The 25,645-nt window shown below is 63.4% G+C and carries 23 protein-coding genes; 12 read left to right on the top strand and 11 right to left on the bottom strand.

All coding sequences use genetic code 11. The features are described from left to right. The first annotated feature begins 9 nt into the window (after window positions 1–9). The 3 genes from AC1L34_RS11700 to AC1L34_RS11690 all read left to right on the top strand — a co-directional run bounded on the left by AC1L34_RS11700 (window position 10) and on the right by AC1L34_RS11690 (window position 3,040). Window positions 10–969, top strand: coding sequence for a hypothetical protein (locus tag AC1L34_RS11700; protein ID WP_424325136.1), 960 nt, complete (start codon window positions 10–12; stop codon window positions 967–969). Window positions 970–1,162: 193 nt separating this feature from the next. Further along, on the top strand, window positions 1,163–1,942 hold the full coding sequence (locus AC1L34_RS11695; protein WP_424325135.1) for a hypothetical protein: 780 nt from the start codon (window positions 1,163–1,165) through the stop codon (window positions 1,940–1,942). Window positions 1,943–2,137: 195 nt separating this feature from the next. Further along, window positions 2,138–3,040 (top strand): SGNH/GDSL hydrolase family protein, encoded by a 903-nt coding sequence (locus tag AC1L34_RS11690; RefSeq protein WP_424323809.1) that lies wholly within the window; start codon window positions 2,138–2,140, stop codon window positions 3,038–3,040. A 78-nt stretch (window positions 3,041–3,118) separates the two neighbouring features. Here AC1L34_RS11690 and AC1L34_RS11685 read toward each other — a convergent pair whose 3' ends face one another. Further along, window positions 3,119–4,603 carry an acyltransferase gene (locus AC1L34_RS11685; RefSeq protein WP_424324514.1) on the bottom strand — a complete coding sequence of 495 codons (1,485 nt, stop codon included), beginning with the start codon at window positions 4,601–4,603 and terminating at the stop codon, window positions 3,119–3,121. A 309-nt stretch (window positions 4,604–4,912) separates the two neighbouring features. Between AC1L34_RS11685 and AC1L34_RS11680 the strand changes: the two genes are divergently transcribed. Next, on the top strand, window positions 4,913–5,941 hold the full coding sequence (locus tag AC1L34_RS11680; RefSeq protein WP_424296263.1) for an alpha/beta hydrolase: 1,029 nt from the start codon (window positions 4,913–4,915) through the stop codon (window positions 5,939–5,941). A 113-nt stretch (window positions 5,942–6,054) separates the two neighbouring features. Here the strand turns inward: AC1L34_RS11680 and AC1L34_RS11675 are convergent, their stop codons facing one another. The 8 genes from AC1L34_RS11675 to kstR form a co-directional block, all read right to left on the bottom strand. Then, window positions 6,055–6,312 carry a hypothetical protein gene (locus tag AC1L34_RS11675; RefSeq protein WP_424296986.1) on the bottom strand — a complete coding sequence of 86 codons (258 nt, stop codon included), beginning with the start codon at window positions 6,310–6,312 and terminating at the stop codon, window positions 6,055–6,057. Between the two features lies 1 nt (window position 6,313). After that, a complete protein-coding gene (locus tag AC1L34_RS11670) occupies window positions 6,314–6,697 on the bottom strand; it encodes an SgcJ/EcaC family oxidoreductase (RefSeq protein ID WP_424296988.1) in 384 nt (127 codons plus the stop codon). An 11-nt stretch (window positions 6,698–6,708) separates the two neighbouring features. Next, entirely contained in the window at window positions 6,709–8,283 is a 1,575-nt protein-coding gene (locus AC1L34_RS11665) for an FAD-binding protein (protein ID WP_424296990.1), read from the bottom strand. 53 nt (window positions 8,284–8,336) lie between these two features. Further along, entirely contained in the window at window positions 8,337–9,137 is an 801-nt protein-coding gene (locus tag AC1L34_RS11660; protein WP_424296992.1) for an IclR family transcriptional regulator, read from the bottom strand. Between the two features lie 299 nt (window positions 9,138–9,436). Continuing rightward, window positions 9,437–10,342, bottom strand: coding sequence for a biphenyl-2,3-diol 1,2-dioxygenase (gene bphC / locus AC1L34_RS11655; protein WP_424322894.1), 906 nt, complete (start codon window positions 10,340–10,342; stop codon window positions 9,437–9,439). Window positions 10,343–10,375: 33 nt separating this feature from the next. Beyond that, window positions 10,376–11,554: an acyl-CoA dehydrogenase family protein gene (locus tag AC1L34_RS11650; RefSeq protein ID WP_424294294.1), complete on the bottom strand. Its 1,179-nt coding sequence runs from the start codon at window positions 11,552–11,554 to the stop codon at window positions 10,376–10,378. 50 nt (window positions 11,555–11,604) lie between these two features. After that, a complete protein-coding gene (locus AC1L34_RS11645) occupies window positions 11,605–12,756 on the bottom strand; it encodes a 3-ketosteroid-9-alpha-monooxygenase, oxygenase component (RefSeq protein WP_424294295.1) in 1,152 nt (383 codons plus the stop codon). A gap of 257 nt (window positions 12,757–13,013) precedes the next feature. Then, complete coding sequence (gene kstR / locus AC1L34_RS11640; RefSeq protein ID WP_424294296.1) at window positions 13,014–13,673, bottom strand: cholesterol catabolism transcriptional regulator KstR; 660 nt, start codon at window positions 13,671–13,673, stop codon at window positions 13,014–13,016. A 134-nt stretch (window positions 13,674–13,807) separates the two neighbouring features. Here kstR and AC1L34_RS11635 point away from each other — a divergent pair, with 134 nt between their 5' ends. From AC1L34_RS11635 to AC1L34_RS11605, 7 genes are all read left to right on the top strand, one after another. Further along, window positions 13,808–15,994: an acyl-CoA dehydrogenase family protein gene (locus AC1L34_RS11635; RefSeq protein WP_424294984.1), complete on the top strand. Its 2,187-nt coding sequence runs from the start codon at window positions 13,808–13,810 to the stop codon at window positions 15,992–15,994. Between the two features lie 116 nt (window positions 15,995–16,110). After that, complete coding sequence (locus tag AC1L34_RS11630; RefSeq protein WP_424294986.1) at window positions 16,111–17,202, top strand: acyl-CoA dehydrogenase family protein; 1,092 nt, start codon at window positions 16,111–16,113, stop codon at window positions 17,200–17,202. Beyond that, window positions 17,202–18,368, top strand: coding sequence for an acyl-CoA dehydrogenase family protein (locus tag AC1L34_RS11625; RefSeq protein ID WP_424325041.1), 1,167 nt, complete (start codon window positions 17,202–17,204; stop codon window positions 18,366–18,368). The genes AC1L34_RS11630 and AC1L34_RS11625 overlap by 1 nt, the downstream gene beginning before the upstream one ends. 9 nt (window positions 18,369–18,377) lie before the next feature. After that, on the top strand, window positions 18,378–19,409 hold the full coding sequence (locus AC1L34_RS11620; RefSeq protein ID WP_424294989.1) for a bifunctional MaoC family dehydratase N-terminal/OB-fold nucleic acid binding domain-containing protein: 1,032 nt from the start codon (window positions 18,378–18,380) through the stop codon (window positions 19,407–19,409). Then, complete coding sequence (locus tag AC1L34_RS11615; protein WP_424294991.1) at window positions 19,409–19,816, top strand: MaoC family dehydratase; 408 nt, start codon at window positions 19,409–19,411, stop codon at window positions 19,814–19,816. Before AC1L34_RS11620 ends, AC1L34_RS11615 begins: the two co-directional genes overlap by 1 nt. Continuing rightward, window positions 19,816–20,994, top strand: a complete 1,179-nt coding sequence (locus AC1L34_RS11610) for a lipid-transfer protein (protein WP_424294993.1) — start codon at window positions 19,816–19,818, stop codon at window positions 20,992–20,994. The genes AC1L34_RS11615 and AC1L34_RS11610 overlap by 1 nt, the downstream gene beginning before the upstream one ends. A gap of 44 nt (window positions 20,995–21,038) precedes the next feature. Further along, on the top strand, window positions 21,039–22,661 hold the full coding sequence (locus AC1L34_RS11605; protein WP_424322892.1) for an AMP-binding protein: 1,623 nt from the start codon (window positions 21,039–21,041) through the stop codon (window positions 22,659–22,661). Between the two features lie 159 nt (window positions 22,662–22,820). On the opposite strand, the gene AC1L34_RS11600 is transcribed toward AC1L34_RS11605, so the two are convergent. Further along, window positions 22,821–24,437, bottom strand: a complete 1,617-nt coding sequence (locus tag AC1L34_RS11600) for an ABC-F family ATP-binding cassette domain-containing protein (protein WP_424322279.1) — start codon at window positions 24,435–24,437, stop codon at window positions 22,821–22,823. A gap of 248 nt (window positions 24,438–24,685) precedes the next feature. After that, window positions 24,686–25,138 carry a MarR family winged helix-turn-helix transcriptional regulator gene (locus tag AC1L34_RS11595; RefSeq protein ID WP_424296164.1) on the bottom strand — a complete coding sequence of 151 codons (453 nt, stop codon included), beginning with the start codon at window positions 25,136–25,138 and terminating at the stop codon, window positions 24,686–24,688. Between the two features lie 114 nt (window positions 25,139–25,252). Here AC1L34_RS11595 and AC1L34_RS11590 point away from each other — a divergent pair, with 114 nt between their 5' ends. Further along, entirely contained in the window at window positions 25,253–25,636 is a 384-nt protein-coding gene (locus AC1L34_RS11590; protein WP_424296162.1) for a DUF5313 family protein, read from the top strand. Window positions 25,637–25,645 lie beyond the last annotated feature (9 nt).

Genomic DNA, 25,645 nt, shown 5'->3' with positions numbered 1-25,645 from the left:
GGGAGATGTATGAGTTACGGCCAACCATTCCAACAGCCGATGCCTGCGGGGCCGCCAGCAGTGGCATCGTCGGGGTTCTTGGCTCCGACGTCACCGCCATCGCAGGTTCGCACCATCATCGGCGCGGTGGCCGCAGTTGGCGCATTTGTCCTCATTGTCTTCAGCTTCTTCTCGTTCTACTCCGCGTCAGTTAAGACCAGCGTGATGGGCCAGTCGTCGAGCATGAGCATGAGCGTCACCGGTATGGGCTCTGTCAGCATGTCGTCGAGTGAGAGCTCGGCAGGGTCGGACGACGAAGATATCCAGAAAGCAGAGGACGACACCAAGAGCCCCGGCATCTGGACGGTGATCCTTGGGCTGGTGGTTGCTGCGGGCGCGGTACTCCTTCTGATCGGCCGCTATACCGGAATAGGTGCAATCGTCACCGCGGTCGGCGGATTGGCGGCGTCAATCGCGGCCGTTGTCTTTGTTTCTGACCCGGCCGACGCGGTCTCGAAGTCCGGAACGAGCAGCACGCAGCCAACCGACATGCCGGACATGCCGAACATGCCAGACCTGGGCATTGATGTCAGCGACGGCGCTGGCTGGGGTCTGTGGCTGGTACTCCTGGGCGCATTGGCGGCGCTAGCGGCCGGGGTCGTGGCGCTTTTGCAGGCATTTAATCCGAGCATGTTCGGCGGGAAACCCGCTCACGCCGGGATTCCCGGTCAGCCGCAGCAGTTCGGACAGCCACAGCAGTTCGGTCAGCCACAGTCGTTCGGGCAGCCGCAACAGTTCGGGCAACAGCAGTACGGTCAGCCAGCTCCGCAGCAGTTCGGTCAGCCGCAGCAGTTCGGACAGCAGCCGCAGCAGTACGGTGGCCAGCAGCAATATGGCCAGCAGCAGCCGGGCAACTACCCGTCCTACCCACCTCAACAGCAAGGTGGCTACCCGCAGCATCCGGGACAGCAGGGATTTCCGCCTAGGTAGAACCCTGTAGTTCTGCGCGAATACGACGGGCACATCGGAGAGTAACTCCGGTGGGCCCGTCGTCTTTTCGTTTGGTCGCGTTGGGGCAGCTTGTCCGACTATGCCCATTGACGTGGGCTAGGTCACTTGGCTGACAGCCAAGCGGTTCGACATGAGTCCGCTAGCCAACGACCGCACCGACAGGGGAAAGACAATGACTAACGGACAACCGCTTCAACCGCCGGTTCCCTCGGCCCCGCCGACCGCGTCATCCCCGCCATCAACGATTCGGACGCTCCTGGCCGCGGTTGCCGGGATCGCGGCTCTACTGCTTATCGTCTTCAGCTTCTTCTCCTGGTACTCGGGTTCGGCCACGACAGACAAGGCTGGGATGACCATCAGCATGGATGTTTCCGTGACCGGTATGGGCTCGGGCACCGCAGATATGGAGGTCGCGAACGTACCGGCAGGCTTGGAAAACGCCATAAACAAGCAGATGGCAAAGGGGGAGCAGGACTTCGTCGATAGCGCGGCCGAAAAGTCGAAGAAGCCGGGTATCTGGACCGTCGTCCTGGGATTGGTAGTGGCGGCTGGCGCCGCCTTGCTGATGATTGGCGGATTGTCGCGCATCGGTGCGCTGGTTACTGCGCTCGGCGGATTGGCCGCGACCATCGCCGCGATCGTCTTCGTCTCCGACCCCGAAGGCGCGCTCGGTATGAAGGACCAGAGTAGTCAAGCCGAGGACTTCTCCTCCGGTGCTGGCTGGGGACTTTGGTTGGTGCTTCTCGGTGCGTTGCTGGCCCTCGCCGCTGGCGGCCTCGCGGTCGCCACGCTGGCCAGGTCGGGGCGTGCTAGCCGCGCTCCGGCGGTTGCGGGCGCACCGGGCGCGTATCCCGATCAGCCGCAGCAGTTCGGTCAGGTGCCCCCGTCGCAGCCGGGTGAATTTCCGCCCGCGCCGCCGCAGCAAGGTGGCTACCCACCGCAGCCGCAATAGGCGGCAGCACGAGTCGTGCCTTCGCTCCCTTGGTTGGTCTTCGCCCTATCCCAAAAGGAGTGAAGACCAACCAACAATGCGAAAGTGCTCTGCGGGCCTCGGTCGTGCGTCGTACGGGTGGGATTGCTTACAAGGCAGAGGCTTTGCGGGATGCAGTTAGGGAATTCCACAGGTGAGTATGTGAAGATTTCCGGTATGCGTTCGTCCGTCAACCGTCCCGCCGCCGTGATTGCCGCCGTCGTCGCAGTGGTTGTTACGGCAGTGATTGGGATTGTGCTGTCGAGTAGTCGTGGTGCTACGGCACCAAGTGCTGCGTCAGTGGTGGCCGCCTCGGACAAGAGTGCCTCACCGAACTACGTGGCAATGGGTAGTTCGTTTGCCGCAGGCCCCGGTGAAGGGCCCATCGTGGACCGTCGTTGTTTGCGTACCGGAGACAACTACCCGAACCGTGTCGCCGACAGTCTTGGTCTCCAGCTCATCGACGTGACCTGTTCGGGGTCCACCGCGGCCGAATTGGTGAGCGGCCCTACAAAGAACCGTCACCACCGTCGCCCGCAGGTTGAAGCGGTCAACCGGAGCACGACGCTCGTCACGATCACAACCGGGGGCAACGACGTCGATTTCGTTGGTCGCATCATCGCGCAGACCTGCGCCAACATGCGAGCACTGGGACTGGCGCACTGTGGCTCCGGGCGGACACCTCCGAATGGGCCCGGCGTGGCTGACTACGCGCGACTCGAAAGGTCCCTCGTGGAAGCGGTCGACGCAATCCGGGCGCGCGCACCGAAGGCACGCATCATGCTGGTCGACTACGCCCCCGTCGTCGCCATCGACTCGCCCCCGTGCGAACTGCTCCCGCTAATGCCGTGGGAGGTGCAGCAGGAATCGCTGATCGCCTCTGAGATGTCTGCGGTGAACGATCGCGTCGCGAAACGGACCGGCGCTACACATATTTCGACGGCTGGGTTGAGCGCACAGCATTCCGTGTGTGGCCCTCTGCCTTGGGTCCGTGGCTTCGGCAGCAAAATGGTGTACCACCCGAATGCAGCGGGCAAAGAGGGGATCGCCGACCTGGTGATCAGCGCGCAGGGCGGCTAGAAACGTTCGAGAAACAAAAGTGTGGCGTGTGACTGCTGGGCAGTCACACGCCACACTTTATTCGCGTCAGCTAGGTCGCTAGCTCGCAACCGGCTTGGCGTCGTGCCCGGCGTTGCTTTGCTTCACGCCGACGACAACCGCGGACAGCAAGAGCAATCCTGCAGTGGCCGTGACGAGGACGCCGAGTTTGGGATCGACGGTCTCGTAGGTGGCGAAACCGATCGCAGCGGCAATTACGGCGACGAAGGCCGACCGGCCCCAACGCTGGATACGCCAGTCGATCCGCTCGCGACCGGTGGTGATCAAGCTGATGGGGCTGCGACGAAGCACCTCGACCAGGAATACCGTGACGATGACGGTCACGACGTAGGTCACCACGATGTTGAGCCACAGCGGGACCATGAAGTCGCCCCACAGGGGCTTGTCGAGGTACGGCCGGGTGGCAGCCAAGACAGACGACAGCACGATGACGTGTGCCAGGTAAATGCCAAACGAGCGGTCTGCGGCGGTCCGCATGATGTTGTCGGGCACAGATCCGGGGTGGCGTCTGTCCTGCCAGATGGTGCCAACGATGTACAGGATCACGATGATCGCCACGAACATGAACGAGTTGTGGACCATGAACACGTTGGTGGCCCGGAACATCTCCTCGCCGCTGTTGACGTTAATCACGTAGTACACGAGGGTCACCACGATTGTCACCAGGGCGAGAAGGACCAACGGTCGGCGGAAACGGCGCATGAAGCCGCTGAATGCGTCGTAGTGGTAGGCGGCGAGACAGCCGGCCAGGATAAAGAATTGGTACGGGAGCAGCGTGACGCCGAGGTAGCGCCAGAGCAGACCGAAGGCACCGTCCTGGAAGATGTCGTGTGGGGGTCGCACCATATGGAACAGGAGCCAGAAGTGGAATGCCAGGCTGCCTGCCAGCAAATAGCGGTGGTAGCCCCAGGTCCGCTTGATGACCCACAGAACTGCCGGGAACACCAAGTAGATCTGCATCGAGACCGACAGGAAGTACAGGTGGTAGGCGGCATTGCCGGTGATCAGGTCGTAGACGAGACTCTTGAGCGCTAATCGTTCGGACGTGCCGTCTTGGAAGATCTCAGTGATCCCGCCCCAACCGCCGTGCTGATAGTGCCGGTTGGTCCAGTAGAACAGTGACCACATCAGGAACGGCAGGCCGATCAGCTTGTAGCGGCGACGCCAGAAGGTCGGCGCATGCAGGTCGCGGTTGCGGTACTGGTACGTCAGCACGAAGCCGGTGAGCGCAAAGAAGCAGTAGCGCGTGTACCGCAGCATGAGGCCCACGCCCTGGGCGGCGACGGCGGTTGCCGGTGCCAGGCCGAGGATGACGTGGTCCAGAATGACGCCGCCGAAGGTGAAGAGGCGAACGAAGTCGATCTGGTAAAGGTGGCCGTCGCGCTTCTTTTTCTTGGGAGCTTCGGGCGTCGCGACATCCTGGCCTGGTGTGGGCGTAGGCGCCGGGGGCGCATCCGCGGTCTGCTCAGTGCTGTCAGCGGCACGCTCGGGAGCGTCGTCGATCTTCGGTTGGGCGTTTACCACCTGGCTACCCTGTCATCGGTCGGTCAATCGTTGGCGTCAACTGATCGTCAATCGGCTGTCGGGGAAATTCCCTTGCGATGTGTTGTTGGCGCTGTCGCGACGTTACTAGCAGAAGCTTGGAAAATACATTTTGCTGCCTGATGATGTGCCGGATATGCCGGGTGAGGGAGCAGTCGTGTGTGATTTGCAACTATCTGATTGCAACTAGCTGCACGGATTCGACCTTTGATCACGCCCCGGACTAGCATGTTACGAGAGTGACTCATGTGATACGAGGGGTGCATGGTGCGAAAAGTAAGTATGCGAACGATGGTGCTGACCAGTGTCTGCGCCACGGTCCTGGCAGGTTCAGCGGTGGTTGGTGCGGGGGCGTCGCACGCTGAACCGACGGACACTCCTAAGGCGAGTACGCCAGCGACGGCCCAACTCCCGGCGCGACTCGTCTCACTGACGAAGGTCTCGCCGCTCGAATCAATGGCCGAGGTCTACTCGGGCGCCATGGGAAAAAACATCCAGCTGAACATTTTGCGGCCTGCGGCGGCCGACACCCCGGCTCCGATCTTGTATCTCCTCAACGGCGCAGGCGGCGGCGAAGACAGTGCGACGTGGCGCGCGAAGACCGACTACCAGAAGTTCTTCGCCGACAAGCACGTGAATGTGGTGACACCTATCGGCGGCGCGTTCTCGTATTACACGGACTGGCAGCGCGACGACCCGGTGCTTGGTCGCAACAAGTGGCAGACCTTCCTGACCGAAGAATTGCCCCCGATTCTCGACAAGGCGCTGAACGCAACCGGCGCAAATGCGATCGCTGGCATCTCGATGTCGGGCACCTCGGTGTTCAACCTGGCCATTGCCAAGCCCAAGCTGTACCGATCGGTCGCCGCCTACAGCGGTTGCGCTCGGACCAGCGACCCGTTGGGGCAGGCGTACATCCGCACGGTGATCGGCGACCGCGGGCGCGGCGACATCACGAACATGTGGGGACCGACAGACGGGCCGGGTTGGCGTGAAAACGATCCGTATCTGCACGCGAGCGCGCTCAAGGGCGTCAAGGTGTACATGACGTCGGGTACCGGTCTGCCCGGACGTTACGACACGCTTGACGCGCCGCTGATCGACGGTAATCCTGCCGTCCTTCTCGATCAGGTGGTTATGGGTGGCCTCATCGAGGCCGCAGTCCGCGGGTGCACCACGCAAATGGAACAGGCACTCAAGACGGCTGGCGTCGACACGACCATCGTCTCCCGTCCTCTGGGCACCCACTCGTGGGAGTACTGGGAACAGGACCTGCAGACCACCTGGCCGATGATCGCGAAGGATCTGGGTACCAAGTAGTTCTCGGGCCCGCCCTCCCGTTCTCGCATGATGCGTCGATTCCCGCTCTATGTCAGACATAGTGCGGGAATCGACGCATCATGCGAGAACGCCCCGTAGGGGCTGGGTGGTGGCTAGCCGATCTGGCCGGGAGTGGGTTCTGCGCGGAAGGAGTTGGTGGGGATCTTGCCGGTTCGGACTTGGTCGTCGATGCTGGCACGCAAGGCGGTGCAACCGGGGAACGAATCCATGTCCTGGCCCTGCTCGGCGGCCGCGACAAACTCCGGGCACGACGTCCGCGCGTCCGTCGTCCACTGGATGCTCGTGTGAATTGGGCTGAACTTCTCCACCAGCACCTTATTACTGCAGGTGGCACATGTGACCTCGTACATGTCAGCCGACCACCATGTCGGACGGTGCCCAGAAAGCGCGCATCGACGTGATGAGGCCAGCGTCGTTGAACGTCATCACGTCAATCGGCTCCACCGTGTACGACGCCCCGCCCGCCTTCGTGACGACGCGGAAGGAGAACGCGGCCTCCCGGCCGACAACCCGTGCGGCGATCAGTTCGGTGCTGACCTCGCCCTGCAGGCCGCCATAAAATTCAGCGATCGCCTCGCGACCCTGCCGGGGCGGTGAGCCGACCGGATCCTCAAGCGTCGCATCATCGGCGTACAAGGCGGCCACCGCGGCACCGTCGCCCGACGCGACCGCTGCGAGGTAAGTCTCGATGATCGACGTAATCTCCGGTGCCGCAGCATTACTGAATTCAGACATGGGGCTTCTCCTTACTTGCCGCGCGCGACGATGTCGCGAACAGCCAAGTGACTAAACAGCATTGACGTACCGATCGGGTTACCGCCACCGGGGTAGGCGTAGCCGCTGGGAGCGGCCATCGTATTGCCCGCCGCGTACAGGCCGTCGATGGTGGAGCCGTCGGCGCGCAGCACATTGCCCGCCACGCCGGTCTTGAGGCCACCCTTGGTGCCAAGGTCCGACAAGCCAAACGCGGCCGCATGGAACGGGCCGGTCTTGATGGCGGCCAATGGCGGCTTGCCGCCGGAGAACGCGCGGTCGTAGGCCTCGTCGCCGCGACCGAAGTCAGGGTCGACGCCGGCTTCCACATGCTCGTTGAAACGCGCGACCGTTGCGGTCAAGGCCTCGGCGGGGACACCGATCTTGGTGGCGAGTTCTTCCAGAGTGTCTGCGGTGTGCCAGAGGCCCTTATCTCGGTAGTCCTGCGTCGGATAGAACTCGAAGTTGGCCGCCTTCACCGGCGGCTGTTCGCCCTCGGTGTCGTCGTAGATCATCCAGAACGGCAGGCTCGCGGTGCCCGCGTCCATCTGCCGCAGCACTTCGCGGCCGAGGCGGTCGTAGGGTGCGGACTCGTTGACGAACCGCTCGCCATCTTGGTTGACGAAAATGCCGCCCGTGAACCAGAGGGCAAATGCGCTACGACCGTCCGGGTGCGTCAGACCCGGCGACCACCACGCCTGCTCCATCAAGTCGGTGTCGGCACCGGCGGCGATCCCCGCGAGGTGTGAGAGTCCCTGATTCGTGTTGGGGCCCATAGTGTCTCGAGCTGTGCCTGGCACCCCGTAGGTGGCGCGCAGTTCATCGTTGGCTTCAAAACCGCCCGCGGCCAACACCACACCGCACCGCGCGCGGATCGCTTCGCGCTTGCCGTCGATCTCGACGATCGCACCGGTCACCACGCCATCTTCGACGACCAAATCCACCAGCGGAGTGTTCAGCATCTTGGTGGCGTTTGGGTAGTCGTCGATCGCATTCAAGAAGCGGGCGATCAGCGCACGACCGCCAATGTAGTAATTGTCGGGAGTCTCGCTGCCATGGCGTTCGACGTCGAGCGGGCCGCGAACAAGGTCCTTGTATGCGGGGGCCTTCGCGACACCGAGGGGACGCGGGGCGATGTGGCGCATGCCGTCGGTCTTGGCCTTGGGGGCCTTGCCGAAGTAGTCGGGCCACGGCATGGCCGCGAACTTGAGTTTGTCGTCTTTCTCGAGGTACTCGATGAGGTCGGTGCCGCCGCGGACGTAGGTTTCTTGCAGCTCCATCGGGGTTCGATCGCCGACGACCGAGTGGTAGTAGGTGAGAGCGTCGTCGAGGGAATCCTCGACGCCTTCGCGCTGCAGCACCGGATTGCACGGGAACCACACGCCGCCGCCACCGGAGTACGACGTGGTGCCGCCATACTTGTCGGACGCTTCGACCATCAGCACCGACAAACCTTCGCGTGCTGCGGTGTATGCGCCGCACACTCCGCCCGCTCCCGATCCGGCGACGATGACGTCATATTCCTGAATCCAGGTGGGTGTGGCGGTTGACGATCCCGGTGCGGTCATGCGGCGAGGCTCTTTCTCGAGAGGGGGAGGGGCTAAATCAGCGACGGGCAGTCTTAACCAGCGACGGGCAGGGGTTGGGGAGCCATCATGCGGCGGCGCTGCAAAGTTGGGGTGATGTGGACATCGTCGCCAGCGACGTTGCGCCACATGCCAAGTGCTGCCATGCGCAAGGGTGCGGCGAGACGGTTGTCGAACTTCAACTGGTCGACGGGGCCGCAGATGGAGACGGCACCAACGGCTTGGCCTGGCTCGCCGATCGGAACCGCGATGCAGCCGAAGCGCGGGACGGCTTCTTCGCGCTCAATGGCGAGTCCGCGGTCGCGGACGGTCTGCAATTCACGCGAGAGTTGGGTGGCCGAGCCGATCGAGAAGCGGGTTTTGCGTTCCAGAGTTTCGTCGCTGGCTGGGGTTTCTTCGGAATGTGCGAGAAGGACCTTGCCGATTGCGGTGCAGTGCGCGGGCTGCTTGCCGCCGACACGGCTTGGGACCTTCTTGCCGAGTCCTTCACCAACCTTGTCGAGGTACACCACCTCGTTGCCCTGGAGGATGCCGAGATGGATGACGAAGCCGGTCATCCGGTGCAGTTCGTGAAGGAATGGGGCGGCGGAGCTGTGGAGACGGTCTTGATGGATGGCGAGTGAGCCGAGTTCCACCAGCCGCATTCCGAGCTCGTATTCGCGGCCCTCGCGGCGCAGCCATCGAAGGGCGACGAGGCGTTCGAGCATGCGGTGGGCGGACGAGCGGGGGAGACCGGTACGCCGAACAATTTGTGCCAGGCTCTGTCGGGCGTTGCCGTCGAAGGTGTCCATGACGACGGTCAAACGATCGAGGACGGCACTGGGTGTTTCAGTCATTGCTTTCCCTCCACGGGCGAACATGCAAGTGTGGTCGGGCGGCGTTTGTTTTGCCGAAGTGGGATCCGGCAAAACCTGGTGCGCACAGTGGGGAAACTGGCGCCACAGCGGACAAAATGACCGTCACGGCGGACAAAATGACCATCAAAAACGCTCTGACCACGGTTTTTCTATTAGATATATGGAGTATATGCGGTGATGAGAGCCGTGTCACGCTGTTGCACGAAAGTCTGCAAAAGGGCGCAAAAATGCGTTAGGTGCCACTCGAATCGAGTGGCACCTAACGCGAGGGGCGGAAACTACATGGCGGCGAGCGGTTCGCTGCCGGACCAGTCGTGACCCCAGTAGCTGTCGGCGGTGATTTCCTCCGCGGTGTAATGAGTTTCGTCGACGAGCATGCCGTCGGTGCCGAACTCGATATCCCAGCCGCCGGGTGCCCGGACGTAGAACGAGATCATCTTGTCGTTGGTATGACGTCCCAGCGTCGAGGACACTGAGAAACCGTCCTTCATGACGCGATCAAGCGCCTGACCAACGGCGTCGAGAGTGTCGACCTCAACCATGATGTGCACCAGGCCTGGTGCACCCCCGTGCGGTGCCGGGCACAGCGCCAGGCTGTGATGGCGCTGGTTGACGCCCATGAACCGGATACGGATGGGCCCAAACTCCGGCGGTGCCGGAATCCGCATCGCACCGCGCGGCAAGAAGCCCAGCACGTCCTGGTAGAAGGTGAATGCGCCGTTGAAGTCCATCACGGGCAGCACCACGTGGCCGAGACCTTGCTCTCCGGTCACAAACTTGGCACCGAACGGGGTCACCACGGGGCTGTGGTCGAGTGTGGGGCCGTGGAAGATCTCCAACTTTGCCCCGGCTGGATCAGTGAAGGTGAACGCCGCTTCGACGTGCCGCGCCTGCGCCTCGTCGTTGGTTAGGTCGGTGACCTCGATGCCGGCCGCCGTTACTGATTCGCGGACTCGAGTCAGGGCCGCGCCGTCGCGGACCTCCCAGCCGATGGTGGTGATCTCGTCGGTCTCGCCCGGAACCACGGCGATCCGGAAGGCCCGCTCATCCATCCGCAAATAGATGGCATCCTGGTCGGGCCCCTTGCCCTTGGCAAAGCCGAGGACGTCGAACGCGAAGGTACGCCAACGGTCCAGGTCGTTGGTTTGGATCGTGACGTAACCCAAACCCTTGATTTCAGTCATCGTGTTTCGCTCTCGCTGTCTTGTTTCGCCGGATCAGATCATTGCGCGCAGGTTCGCCGGCACATCGAAGCCCATGGAACTCAGGGCCGACGCGTGGCGCACGGTGCTGGGCACGTGGATAGCGTGGTTGAGGCCTGCGTGGGCATCGCGCCAGAAGCGCTGCATCGGCTGATCCATCCGCAGGGCATTGCCACCCGAGCGCGCAAAGATCTGATCGACGGCCATGACAGCCCGCCAGGCGGAACTGATCTGCGTGCGACGGCCCAGCGCACGACGCTCGAAGTCGATCTCCTTGCCCGCATCAACGAGGCTGTAGACCTCGTCGACGTTGGCAAGCAGTTCCTGGCGAGCGGCGTTGATGTCGGCTGCAGCCTCGCTGATCGCGAACAGGACGTAGGGATCGTCCTTGACGGCGACACCCGATGCACCGATGCGGTTGCGCTGGTAGTCGAGGTGACAAGCGAGGGCACCTTCGGCGAGACCGATGACGGCCGAAGTGATGCCCAGCGGGAACATCGTCGACCACGGCATCTTGAAAAGCGTCTCGGTCATGCCAGCCTCGATCTGCGCGCTGCCGTCAATCACGGCACTGCCGTCCATGACTCGGTACGACGGCACGAAGGCGTCCTTGACGATGATGTCCTTGGAGCCGGTTCCCTTGAGGCCCACCACATTCCACGAGTCTTCGACGATCGTGTAGTCGGAGCGCGGCAAAATCATGTGCAGCATGGTCGGGGGCATCGTCGGACCGTTCTCGTCGCCGACCATGGCGCCGAGGAAAATCCAATCGCAGTGATCTGTGCCCGAACTGAACTGCCAGCGACCGTTGAAAATGTAGCCGCCATCAACCGGCTTCGCGATGCCGGTCGGAGCGTAGGGCGACGCAATCCACGTGTTGTCGTCCTGGCCCCAGATCTCTTCCTGAACCTTAGGATCGGCAAACGCCATCTGCCACGGGTGCACACCCACGATGCCGCACACCCAGCCGGCGGCACCGTCGAAGCTGGCCGCCTTCATGACGGTCTCGGCGAACTCGCGCGGATGCGCTTCCAACCCGCCGTAGTTTGCCGGTGCCAGCAACTTCATGACGCCGGTGGCCTTGAGTTTCTTGGCAGTCTCGTCGGGGAGTTTGCCAAGTTCCTCGGCTTCGAGGGCCTGGTCGCGAATCTGGTCGGCGAGTTCCTCGATGGCTTCGATGGGTCGAACGGTCATGATGCCTCCGGTCTAAAGGGTTCAGGGGAAGGAGAGGGGGAGTTGCGGAGCTAGCGTGCAGCCCGGTGGACGCGGCCGGCCGCGATGTTCTCGTCGACCTCGGCCTGCCAGCTTTCGACGGCTCGAGTGGTGTCGATTTCGAACTCGAAACGCTTCGTCATGTCTTCGGTGACGTCGGCGATATCGGTGTAGAACTGCTGGTACCAGCGGCGGAGCTGATACACCGGGCCGTCTTCTTCGGACAGCAGCGGGTTGTCGATCGGGGCCTTGTCGAGCCAGATCGCCACGTCCTGCTCAAAGCCGACCTTGACTCCGTCGGTGAACTTCTGGGCCATCGCGTTGGCACGTTCGTCGGAGATGCCTGCTGGCTTCTTCACACGTGCGCCGTACATGAGCACAAACGAGTTGTTGTCGATCGGGTAGTGGCAGTTGATCAGGTCGGTTTCGACCAGGCGGTCGCCGACGTAGTTGCGCAGCACGTCCACCATGTACGACGGTCCGTAATAGTGAGCCTCCGACTCCAGCCGGGAATCGGGGTTGTCGTAGCTGGAGCCGATGCCGATGTCATCGCGCGGAGTCGAGTTCATGAACTGGCCGGCGACGTGCCCCTCGAACACGTTCTTGAAGTAGCGGGGGAACGCGAAGTGGATGTAGAAGAAGTGCGCCATATCGACGATGTTGTCGACGATCTCGCGGCAGTGAGAGCCTTCGATGACGATGGAACTCCAGTTCCAGTCGGTCCACTCGTCAGTGCCGTAGCCGGGGAGTTCGGGGATCGTGACCTCGTCGGTGGGCTTGCTGTTCTCCGGGTCGTGCCAGACGAACAATTGTCCGTTGCGTTCCAATACTGGCCACGACTTCGTTTTGGCGACCGGCGGGACGCGGCGCGCGTAAGGGATGCCGGTGCAGCGACCGTTGCCGCCCCAGCGCCAGTCGTGGAATGGGCAGGCGATGGAATCGCCCTTGACCTGGCCCTTGGCGAGGTTGCCGCCCATGTGTCGGCAGTAGGCGTCGAGGATGTGGAGCTGGCCGTCGTTCTCGCCCTGGAAAACCACCAGCTCGGTGCCGAACGCCTTGATCTGGTGGGGCTTACCATCGCGGAAGTCCTTCAGCAGACCAAGGCAGTGCCAGCCTCGAGCAAAACGAGTCGGGGCTCCGGCCGACTCAATCTCCCGGAATTCCTGGTCGTCAGTGGTGGTCATTGAGCGTCGCTCCTCCTTGTGGCCGACGCACTCTCAGTCGGCTCGGATTTGAGGCCAGGTGTGTAGACCCGGTCATATCCGATAGTGGGCTCAGTTCAAGACCGCGGCGGTTGCCGTTCCCGCTCAGTGGAATGCGGTATGCCCTGAGCAGGGAGCATGCGGCAAATTAGGGAACAACGGACCTAATGGTCGAGGTACTTGGCGACCAGCGGCGGAACCCGCCGAACAGCGAAGAACACCGGCGTGGAGGGAGAAAGTCAGTTGCGTTCGAGGAGCAGCTTGACCGTGAGTTCCATGCGGTTGGTGACATCGGTTGCCGACGCACGACGGGTCAGCCACTGCACGAGGTTCGACATCCACACGTCTGAGATAACGCGGGCGATTGCGAGGTCTTGTGCGGTCGGCACCGCATCGGGGTCTTGCGAAATCATCGCCCCAGCCAGCAGGCGGTCGATGATTCCGGCGACCCGATTCACTTCGCTGGTTGCCGAGGCATCGGCGAACATGAATGCTCGCGTCATGGCTTCGGTGAGCAACGGGTCCTTCTGCATGGCAAGCGTAATCATCGACAGCACGAAGCTGAGTCGTTCGACGGGAGTGTCGCCTTGGAGCACACTGCGGTCGGCGCGCGACTCGACCTTCTCCAGTTCGCGGGCAAGGGCGGTGACGAGCAAATGCACTTTGGACGGGAAGTAGCGGTAGAGGGTGCCGACGGCGACGTCAGCCTTGTCTGCGACGGCGCGCATCTGCACGGCGTCGTAGCCGCCCTTGGATGCCAAGGCGAGCGTCGCGTCGAGAATCCGCCTGCGCCGTTCGCGCTGTGCGGCCGAACCAACTTCCGCGCCGGACAACTGGGCGGGCGCAGGGGGAGGCGACGGTACGTCGGTCTTAGTGTTCGTCGTTCCCGCGCCAGCCATAGATATCGATCCCCTCAAGTTGAGCCACTTCTACGGCTCGTCAGTTGGCAGCCGCCCGCCGATGGTGTACACCCATTGAATATTAGAACAGGTTCTAATTGGAGTTATCAACAAATTCGCGGAGGAGTTCTTCGGTGACAATCGCCACGTCAGCGGACCAAAGGGTCGCTAGTGACAGTATCGCCGCCTGGGCAGGGGCTCGGGACGTCCGTTCCCTCGTGCGCAACGACCTCGATGATTCGGGTGATTCGTGGCGTTCGCTATGGACGCAGATCGCGGACCTTGGCCTGTTTGCGGCGGGAATCCCCGAGGTCGCAGGGGGTGCGGACGGCAGTCAGGAAGACGTCGCCGTGATGTTTGCGGCGGCCGGAGCTGAGCTAGTTCCAGGACCGCTCGCGCCGACGATGGCCGTTGCCTACGTGCTCGCCGCACAGGGTGTCGAACTAGCGGAATCGGTCATGGCGGGGGAACGTCCGGCCGTGATTCCCGCGACGGCCGTGACTTCGCCCAAGGCTGGGGGTGATGCCGGTTTCGCGGTGGTTGACGGCAACGTCGACTTGGGGTTGATTCCCGGATTCGTCGCCGATGCGGTAATTGCCGCACCGTTGCGTTTCGGCTCGGAAGCTGAAGGCTGGTTTGTCCTCGACACCGCATCGGTCCAGGTCGAGAAGGAATCGGTGGACGGACCGCTCGATGGCACCGCGATTCCGGTGCGCGTGCGTCTGGCGTCAGTCACTCGCGACAAGGCGATCGCGGTGACCGATGGCGACCTGCTGGTTGCGCTGTTGCACGCGGGTCTGGTCGCCTATCAGGCTGGCGTTGCCGCGCGGACGCTGTCCATTGCCGTGGATTATGCAAAGGTCCGCACACAGTTCGGGGCGGCCATCGGTTCGTTCCAGGCTGTGAAGCAGATCTGTGCCGACATGCTGACCCGCAGTGAGCAGCTCGGTGCCGCCGCGTGGGACCTCGCGCGGGCCCTCGATGAGATGCTCGTCGACAACACTGAGGCGGCTCGGGCTCAGGTGGAACTCAGTCGTCTCGCGGCCGGCGCGTTGACCGCCAAGTTGTCGCCGGAGAACGCCAAGGATGCCATCCAGGTGCTCGGTGGTATCGGCTTCACATTTGAGCACGACGCACACCTGTACCTGCGTTCCGCGCTGGCCGCACGCATGCTGCTTGCCGCCGGCGAACCGCAGCGTTTGGCACTGGCAGAACTTGGCCGAGCCGGAGGCCGTCGCGAGTTCTCTATCGATCTGGTTGAGGCCGAAGCGCAGCGGCCGGAGATTGCCGCCATCGCCGAAGGCATTGCCGCCGCAGCACCGGAGGATCGTCGTGCCGAGTTGGCGCGCACCGGGTTCTTGGCTCCGCACTGGCCGAAGCCCTACGGACTCTCGGCCGATCCCGCGGTTCAGTTGGTCATCGACTCGGAACTCGACCGGGTCGGCGTCGCTCGCCCCGACTTGGTGATCGCCGGCTGGGCACTGCCGACCATTCTCGAGCACGGCACCGATGCGCAACGCGAGAAGTTTGTCGCGCCGACCTTGGCTGGCGACATCCGCTGGTGCCAGCTGTTCAGCGAGCCTGAGGCGGGTAGCGACCTGGCGTCGCTCCGGACCCGGGCCGTGCGGACCGAGGGTGGCTGGCTGCTGAGCGGCCAGAAGATCTGGACCTCCGAGGCGCACATGTCCCAATGGGCCGTGTGCTTGGCGCGGACCAACCCCGACGTGCCAAAACACAAGGGCATCTCGTACTTCCTGGTCGATATGTCGGCGCCGGGAATCGATATTCGCCCGCTGCGCGAACTCACGGGTCGGGCCATGTTCAACGAGGTCTTTCTCGACAACGTCTTCGTGCCCGACGACATGCTGGTCGGCGAAATCGACAACGGTTGGCGCCTGGCGCGGACCACCCTTGCCAACGAACGAGTCGCCATGGGCGGCTCGGGCCTGGGCAAGGAAGTCGACTCGCTGCTTCGCCAACTCGACGACGGCGAGGTGACGCTCACCGAGGCGCAATCACTGGAGTTGGGTCGCATCATTGCCGACGCGCACATCGGCCGAGTGCTCGATGCTCGGTCGGTGGCACAGCGACTCAGCGGCACGGACCCGGGTGCCACGTCGAGTGTCCGCAAGCTGATCGGCGTGGTTCATCGCCAGGATGTACCAGACTTCGCGACCGACCTGCTCGGATGCGATGGATTGGGGGCCAGTGCGGCCACCGGATTCTTGTTGCTGAACCGGTGCCTGTCGATTGCCGGCGGCACCACGCAGATTCTGAAGAACGCCGCTGCAGAACGGATTCTCGGTTTGCCCCGCGGATGACGGGAGAGGGTCCGCCGAGATTGTGAAAATGCGCAGGTTGCCACCGTCGTTGTGATGGCGGTCTCCGTGCGTCTGATAAACTAGAACAAGTTCTAATACTGCTGAGGAGGAGCCGGGTGGATTTCACCCTGGAGCCCACTGCTGCCGCAGTCCAAGATGTTGCCGATGAGGTAATGCGACGACTGCAGCCAGACTGGGAAAGCAAATTTGCCAACGATGCGGGCGGTTTCGACCACGCCGCATGGGATGCGCTGGTTGGTGCCGGAGTCACGGTGCTGCCGCTGTCGGAATCGTTAGGCGGCGACGACCTGCCCATCGACGCCCTGGTGCCGCTCCTGACGCGCGCCGGAAACGACGCGACCGTCGCACCGCTGATCGGCACCCTGGTGTCCGGTCTGGTGCTGGCACGGGCCAACGAGACTGCCGATGTGAGTGCCTACGGCCGTGCCATCGCTGAGGGCGGCTGGCATGCCGTCGCCATCGGCGAACCGGGCCGTGCACTCGGTCAGGCCGCCACCGCGACTCTCACCGACACTGCAGACGGGGTCCGTCTCGACGGCAGCAAAACCGGGGTCTTGGCTGCCGAGGGTGCTTCGGCGATCCTCGTCGTCGCCGACCGCGGAGTGGTGGTCGTGCCAGCTGACGCCGCTGGAGTCACCGTTGCTCGGACCACCTCGTCGTCCGGCTGGGGTGAATACTCGGTCACATTCGACGGCGTGGCCGTCCCGAAGGCCGACATTGTCACCGACGACCCGCAGTTCGCGATTGACGCCTACCGCGCCTTGCTCGCCGCATACGCCGATGGACTGGTCGCCGGCGCCATCAAGCGCACCGCCGAGCACGTCTCCACCCGCAACCAGTTCGGCAAGCCGATCGCGGCCTTCCAGGCCGTCGGGCAGCAGTTGGCCGACGTGTACGTTGTCTCGCGCACCATGAACCTGGTTGCTACGGCAGCCGCGTGGGGCATCGCCAACGACGTGGACGCGGAAGAAGACCTCGCGACCGCGATGTACTGGGTGTCCGCCGAACTGCCCGCCACGTTGCGCATGATGACCCACCTGCACGGTGGTGTCGGTGTGGACGTGACCTACCCGCTGCATCGGTACTTCTCGCTGGTCAAGGACATTGCCCGCCTCGCGGGTGGGGCGCAGGCAACCCTCGACGTCCTTGCCGATGAGACCGTTCCCGCCGGACAGGAGACCCGCTGATGTTTGTCGCATTTACCGACGAGCAGATTGCGCTGCGCGACGAACTGCGCGCGTACTTCTCCAAGCTCGTCACCGCCGAAGAAGAGCGCATCATGCGCACCGAGCGGCATGGTCCCACCTACCGCAACATCATCTCCCGCATGGGTGACGACGGGTGGCTGGGCGTTGGCTGGCCGAAGGAATTCGGCGGCAAGGGCTTCGGTGAGATCGAACAGCAGATCTTCACCAACGAAGCCGTCCGCGCCGATATCCCGCTGCCGTCCGTCACCCTGCAGACCGTTGGGCCGACGCTGCAGCGCTACGGCACGCAGGAGCAGAAGGACTTCTTCCTGCCGAAGATTCTCGCTGGCTCCGTGCACTTCGCGATCGGCTACACCGAGCCCGACGCAGGCACCGACCTCGCGTCGTTGACCACGCGCGCCGTGCTCGATGAGTCGACCGGCGAGTACGTCATCAACGGCCAGAAGATCTTCACCACCGGCGGCCACGACGCCGACTACATCTGGCTGGCCTGCCGCACAGACGCCGATGCGCCCAAGCACAAGGGCATCTCGATCCTCATCGTCGACACCAAGGATCCCGGTTTCACGTGGACCCCGATCATCACCGCCGACGGTGCCCATCACGTTAACGCCACCTACTACAACGATGTCCGTGTGCCGGTCGGCATGCGCGTCGGTGAAGAGGGCGACGGCTGGAAGCTCATCACCACCCAGCTCAATCACGAGCGCGTCATGCTTGGTCCGGCTGGCCGCATCGGCGGTCTTGCCGACCGTGTCCGTGAATGGGCAACGCAGGCGCAGTTCGACGGTGCCCCGGTGATCGAGCAGCAGCCGGTTCGCCGCCTGATCGCCGAAATCGGTGCCTACGAGCGTCTCAACGAGCTGTTGAACTGGCAGGTTGCTTCGTCCGGTGAAATCTCGATGGCCGATGCGGCCGCAACCAAGGTGTTTTCCACCGAACGGCTGCAGGGCATCTACCGGTCCATCGACAATGCTGTCGGCCACTACGGCGATTTCCGAGACGAACTGACCAGTGAGTTCGCCATTTGGCTCGACCTTCAGGCCAAGCGCAATGTCGTCATCACCTTTGGTGGCGGCGTCAACGAAGTGATGCGCGACATGATCGGCACGGCTGGCCTCGGCTTGCCCCGGATGAAGCGATAGGGGACACCGATGACTGTGACGCCGGAATCCACCCCGGAACAGATCCTGGCCGCCGCCGACGCCATCAAGGCTGGCGGTGCCAGCGCACCCCGCAAGGGTCGCGACCCCATCAATCAGCCGATGGTCAACAACTGGCTGGAAGCCATGGGCGACGAGAACCCAATCTACGTCGACGAGGCGGCCGCACGCTCGGCCGGTCACGACGGCATCGTCGCACCGCCCGCCATGGCGCAGGTATGGACCATGCGCGGTCTCAACGGTGTGCGGACCGACGATGATCCGTTGGGCTTGGCGACGCAGTTGTTCGACGACGCTGGCTTCACCTCGGTTGTCGCCACCAACTGCGACACCGTGTACCACCGCTACACCCAGCCCGGCGAAGAGGTCATCATCTCCTCGGAGCTCACCGACGTGGTGGGCCCCAAGCAGACCGGGCTCGGCGAAGGCTGGTTCTTCACCACTCGCAACACCTGGAGTGTGCGACCGGCAGGTGCCACCGACGCGTCGACCGATGAGGTTGTCGCCGAGATGGACTTCCGGATCCTGAAGTTCCGTCCCGCAGCCAAGCAGGCAGCGGCCCCGGTCGCTGACTATGAGGGCCTGGACGGCGATAAGCTGATCCGCCCGAAGCGGTCGCGCGACACCGCCTTCTTCTGGGAGGGCGTCGACGCTCACGAACTGCGCATTCAGCAGGTCGAAGATGGCTCGCTGCGCCACCCGCCGATCCCGGCGACGTGGAAGGGCAAGGACGCCGAAGGCGTCTACGAGTCCACCGATTACACGGTGGCTGCAGGTACCGGCACGGTGTTCAGCTACGTGGTGCACCACGCACCGCGTGTCCCCGGCCGTGAACTGCCGTTCGTGGTGGCATTGGTGGAACTCGACGAGGGCGTGCGCATGCTCGGGCAGGTCCGCGGAGTCGATCCGGCCACCGTCACCATCGGCATGCCCGTCGAGGTGGAGTTCTTGGACTTCCCCGCAAACGACGATGGCGACGAAGCCTGGACGTTGTACGCCTGGCGCGCGAAGGAGGCCCAGTAGTGAGCGCGGAATCTACGACCATCGCGGTGGGTCAGGCACTGACCCCGCTGGTGATCGACGCACCCCCCACGTTTGTGGTCGCGACTGCCCTGGCGACGCGCGACTTCCAGGACGTGCACCACGACCGTGACTTGGCGCAGCAAAAGGGCTCCAAGGACATATTTGTCAACATCCTGACCGACACCGGCCTGGTGGAGCGCTTCGTCACCGACTGGGCTGGCCCGAATGCACGGATCACGTCCATCAAGCTCAAGCTCGGTGTGCCGTGGTACGCCTACGACACGATCACCTTCACCGGTGAAGTGACCGCCGTCGAAGACGGGGTCGTCACCGTGTCGGTTACCGGCACCAACTCCCTTGGCAAGCACGTGATCTCGACGGTCACCTTCACAGAAGGGGCGCAGTGATGAGTGACCGCACCCTGTCCGGGAAGGCCGCAATCGCCGGTATCGGCGCCACCGACTTCTCTAAGAACTCCGGACGTAGCGAGCTGCGTCTGGCTGCCGAGTGCATCAACGCCGCCCTCGACGACGCTGGCCTGAGCGCCACCGACGTCGACGGTCTGGTGACGTTCACGATGGACACCAACATGGAGATTGCCGTCGCTCGCGCGGTGGGGATCCCCGAGCTTAAGTACTTCTCGCGCATTCACTACGGCGGTGGCGCTGCGGCGTCGACCGTGCAGCAGGCCGCCATGGCTGTGGCGACCGGTGTGTGCGAGGTGGCCGTGGCTTACCGCGCGTTCAACGAGCGTTCGGGTCACCGGTTTGGTCAGGTCGATAAGGCGGTGGCCAGCCAGGAGAACTCTTCGGGCACCGACAATGCGTTCTCGTACCCGCACGGCCTGTCGACGCCCGCGGCGTTCGTCGCGATGGTCGCCAAGCGCTACATGCACGAGTACGGTGCCACCAGCGAAGACTTCGGCCAGATCGCCGTCGTTGACCGCAAGCATGCCGCGACCAACCCGAAGGCGTTCTTCTACGGCAAGCCGATCACACTCGCCGATCACCAGGCTTCGCGGTACATCGCCGAACCCCTGCACCTGCTTGACTGCTGCCAGGAGTCCGATGGTGGCCAGGCCATCGTCGTGGTGTCGGCCGAGCGTGCCAAGGACCTGAAGCAAAAGCCAGTCACGATCGCCGGTGCAGCATCGGGCAGCGGGAACGACCAGTTCATTATGACCAGCTACTACCGTGATGAACTCGCCGCGCTCGAGGAAATGGGCCTGGTGGGACGCCAACTGTTCGCGCAGTCCGGCCTCACACCCGCCGATATCGACATGGCGGTCCTGTACGACCACTTCACGCCCTACACCCTGATGCAGCTCGAAGAGCTTGGCTTCTGCGGCCGCGGTGAGGCGAAGGATTTCGTCTCGCAGCCCGGCGCACTCGAAGTGGGCGGCGTCTTGCCGTTGAATACGCACGGCGGACAGCTGGGCGAAGCCTACATCCACGGGATGAACGGCATCGCCGAAGGTGTTCGACAGGTGCGTGGCACCTCCGTTAACCAAGTCGATGGAGCCGAGCGCGTGCTCGTCACCGCCGGCACCGGAGTTCCGACCTCCGGTCTGATTCTCACCGCCTGACCAACCCGCCGCCCTGTCGGTACCTCCCAAGGAGATCTAGAAAGATGAAGTTCAACCTCGCCACCGTCTTCGAGTCTGTTGTCGACGCGGTACCCGAGCGCGCAGCCCTCACCTGGGAAGGTGAGGACATCACCTACGCCGATCTGGACAAGCTGTCGAACCAGGTCGCGCACCTGTTCACCACCAACGGCCTCGGCAAGGACGACAACGTCGCCCTGTTCCTCAAGAACAGTGTCGAGCACGTCACTTCGCTGGTCGGCCTCATCAAGGTCCGTGCCGTCCCGGTGAACGTGAACTACCGCTACACCGACGCCGAGCTTGAGTACATCTTCTCGAACTCCGATTCGGCCGCCATCGTCGTTGAATTGCCCGAGCACCAGATCAGCGTCGCGAACCTGCTGCCGAAGCTGCCCAAGGTCCGCACCGTCTTCGTCATGGGCGACATCGTCCCCGAACTGACCGAGGCTGCCGCTGCCCTCGAAGGCCGCACCGTTGGCGTCGTGAGCTTCGACGACTACAAGAACCTCTCCGACGAGCGTGACTTTGAAGAGCGCAACGGCGAAGAGCTGTACCTGATCTACACGGGCGGCACCACCGGCTACCCCAAGGGCGTCATGTGGCAGCACGACGACTTCTTCCGCAAGCCGATCTCGGGCGGCAACCCCTACGGACCGCCGCGTGAGGACTACGAGGACCTGAAAAAGGAAGTGAAGAACTTCCCGTCGCTGGCCTTCCTCGTCGCGGCTCCGCTGATGCACGGCGCAGCGTCGTACTCGCTGTTCACGTTCATCGCCCTCGGTGGTCGCCTCATCCTGGAGCGCGACTTCGACGCCGAGAAGATCGTCCGCAACCTGGGTCGCGACCGCACCCAGATGGTCCTCATCGTCGGCGACGCCATGGGCATGCCGCTGGCCGAGCAGATGGAAAAGCAGAAGGACACCGCCGACTTTTCGACGCTGTTCTCGATCGCTTCCGGTGGCGCCCTGTGGAGCCACAGCGTCCGCGACCGCATGCTCGCGGTGAAGCCGGACCTGATGCTGCGCGACAACTTCGGTGCCTCGGAGTCGGGCAACGACGGCGAGATCATGCTCGACGAGAACGGCAACCTGTACGTGCCGGCCAACCCGCGCATGATGGTCGTCAACGAGCAGTTCGAGCAGATCACGACCCCGAACGAGGTCGGTCACATCGCTCGTATCGGCAACATCCCGCTCGGCTACTACGGTGACCCGGAGAAGACCGCGCGCACCTTCCCGACCATGGCTGACGGTCGTCGTATCTCGGTCCTCGGCGACATGGGCTACGTCCGCGAAGACGATGCCATCGTCTTCCTCGGTCGCGGCAGCCAGTGCATCAACACCGGTGGCGAAAAGGTTTACGCCGAAGAGGTCGAGGGCGCACTGCACGCGCACCCGGCAATCTCCGACGCCCTCGTCGTTCCGGCACCGGACCCCAAGTTCGGCCAGCGCGTCGCAGCTGTCGCTTCCCTGAACGAGGGCTTCGAGGAGCCGTCGCTTGAGGACATCCAGGACCACTGCCGCAAGACCCTCGCCGGCTACAAGGTCCCCAGGACCGTCGTCTTCGTCGAAGAGGTCAAGCGCACCCCGGCAGGCAAGGCCGACTACAAGTGGGCCAAGTCGACCGCAGCTGAAGGCGTCAGCGTCTAGCAGCTAGCTGATCAACAACGTCCGCCGCGTTGCTCCCGTTAGGGGTGCGACGCGGCGGACGTTTTTGATCGCATCGAGACCTGCAGGTGCCAATCCGATTTGCGTTGCGACATGCCGCTCCACGCGGCATGTCGCAACGCAAATCAAAACCGTCGACGTCTAAACGGGTAGTTCCGCGTGCTGGCGGAGTTGGCCATCGGACGTCAGCTCTACAACAGTGTCCAAGCCCAGCTTGTCCAAGAAGGCGAAGTCGTGGCTCACGACAATCAGTGCTCCACGGTAGGTGTTCAGGGCCTCGGCGAGTTGGTCGACGCTGGCAATGTCGAGGTTGTTGGTCGGCTCGTCGAGGATCAAGACCTGCGATGGGGGTTCGGCGAAGAGGAGCTTCGCCAAGCAGACGCGGAACCGTTCGCCGCCCGACAACGTTGATACCGGGCGGTCGGCGGCCGCACCGCGCAACAGCAGACGCGCCAGGTGATTCCGGATCGTCCCGGAATCGGCATTCGGTGCCACTGCCTGCACGTTAGCGACGGCACTCGTGTCCTCGTCCAGGCCGTCGAGCCGCTGCGACAGATAGCCGGCGGGCTCGGCGAGAAGCGTTCCGCGGGGACGTCCCGGAGTGGGCTCCGCGCCGGTGAGCATCTGCTCGACGAGGGTCGTTTTGCCGGACCCGTTTGGTCCGACGATCGCGACCCGTTCGGGCCCTTGCACGACGATGGTGCGGGTGCCGTCGGTGAACTCGGCGATCCGCCGACTGCGCGGCACAGCGGGGTCTGGGAGGTCGAGGTTGATGTGGTCGTCGTCGCGGACCCGGGCGTCGGCCGCGTCGAGTGCCGACTGCGCGGCGTCGACCTTTTGGTCGAGCCCGGTGCGCAGGGAGCCTGCCGAGTTTTGGGCCGCGTTGGCTCGCATCCCCTGAATGATCTTGGGGAGTCCGCCTTCTCGCGCGGTCTTCTTCGCAGTGCGCTCCCGTCGGGCGAGTTTAGTTTCGGCCTCGATACGCTGGCGCTTCTCCGTTTTGAGAGTCTGCTGGGCGGTCCGCGCGGCCTGGATGGCGGCGGCCTGCTCCCGCTCGAGATAGGCCATCCACTCGCTGTACGGTCCGCCGAAGGTCTCCACGCGGCCGCCGTGCAGTTCGGCAGTATTGTCCATCCGCTCCAGCAACTCGACGTCGTGGCTCACCACGATCAGGGTGCCGGGCCAGTCGTCGACCATGGTGGCCAGGCGGGCACGCGTTGGGCGGTCGAGGTTGTTGGTTGGTTCGTCGAGCAGGGTCACTGCGGTACGGCGCAGCCGTAGTCCGGAAACGGCCACCAACATTGCCTCGCCGCCGGAGAGCTCGGCGACGCTGCGGTCGAGGTCGGCGGCGGAGAACCCGATGTGGCTGAGGCTTTCGTCGGCCCGGGATTCGATGTCCCAGTCGTCGCCGATGGTGTCGAAGTATTTCGGGTCGGCGTCGCCAGCTTCGATGGCTCGCAGCGCTGAAATGACATCGCTGATCCCCAGAAGATCGGCGACAGTCGTGCTGGCGGTGAGGGTCAGATCCTGGGGGAGATAGCCGACGTCGCCCGATACCTCGATCCGGCCGGACGACGGGGTCAGCACTCCCGCAATCAACTTCAAGAGGGTGGATTTACCGGAGCCGTTCCGGCCGACCAGGCCTGTGCGGCCCGGGTTGAATGCGCCGTCGACCCCGATGAGGGCGGTGCTGCCGTCGGGCCAGGAGAACGAAACATCGTGCAGCACAACAGATGCCGTGGAATGTGGTGCGGACATGGAGAGATCCTTTGAAACAAGCGAGAGGGAATTGGACAGACGGGTGCCGTGGGCACAGCGTCAGATTCTGTCGACCTCAATCTCCATAGCGGCCACCCTACGGGAGTGACCGCGGCGCGTCACGCGAGTTTTCGGCCCGCCACCGCCCCTTTTCTGTCACGTCGACGGGGATCGAAACCGCACAACCGTCACCGATCGGGCTGTTTCGTGATGGTTGGGTCGTTTTGTGACAGAAAAGGGGAAGGGGGTTAGGGGTTTTCGGAGGCGACGGCGGCGGTGTTGACCTTGGTGAGGACGGCGTGGAGTTCTTCGAGGAGGGGGAGGTCGCCGCCCAGGGCGTCGACAACCTGCTCGGGAATCTTCAGTGCCTGCTTACGAAGGTCGTGGCCCTTGGTCGTCAGGTGGATTTCGACGCTGCGCTCGTCGTTGTCGCTGCGTCGACGTTCAATGACTCCGTCGGCTTCCAATCGCTTGAGCATCGGCGAGAGGGTGGCTGAGTCGAGTTGCAGCAGGTTGCCGATCTCCTTGACCGGAAGCGGTGCGTGTTCCCAAAGCGCGAGCATCACCAGGTACTGCGGGTGAGTCAGCCCCATAGGTTCTAGTAGTCGTCGGTAGACGCGAAGCACCGAGCGATTGGCCAAGGCGAGAGCAAAGCACACCTGGCGTTCCAGCAGGAGGGGGTTCCCAGTGATCGCGGTCATGCGACCAAGTCTACGCGGAACTAAGTAGCGCACGATCGAATCGTGTACTAGATTGGACGATATTGAATAGTGCACGATCTAAATTCAGAGTTGCCAAACTGGGAGTGGGAACCAATGAGCGTTCGACCGAATCCGATCGAGTGGATCAAGTATGTCTACGGGGCGGCGCTTCCCGAATCTAAACGCGAATGGGTCCGCAACGACCTGACCGGACCCATGGCTGTGCCGCGTCACCTCATCCGCACGCAGATCGCGTTTTTGCCGCTTTACCTGGCGATGTACTTCGCCTTCGACGGGGCGGTGTGGATCCGACTGCTGATGGTGCTGCTCGCCGTGCTGCTGGCAGGAATCTTCTCCGCCTCGTACATGCAGCAAAACCGGGTGGTCCGGCTCCGGAAGAACGGACTCGGCGACTCTCCGCTTACCGCGCGTCAGCGAGTCCTCGCCGATGCCGCCAAGATCCGGTACGAAGAGGTCTACGCGGCGCGACGCACGTAGGCTGGCGCT

It is taken from the genome of Gordonia sp. 34D, assembly GCF_056682775.1.
This window is presented reverse-complemented; position numbering and strand designations above follow the sequence as displayed.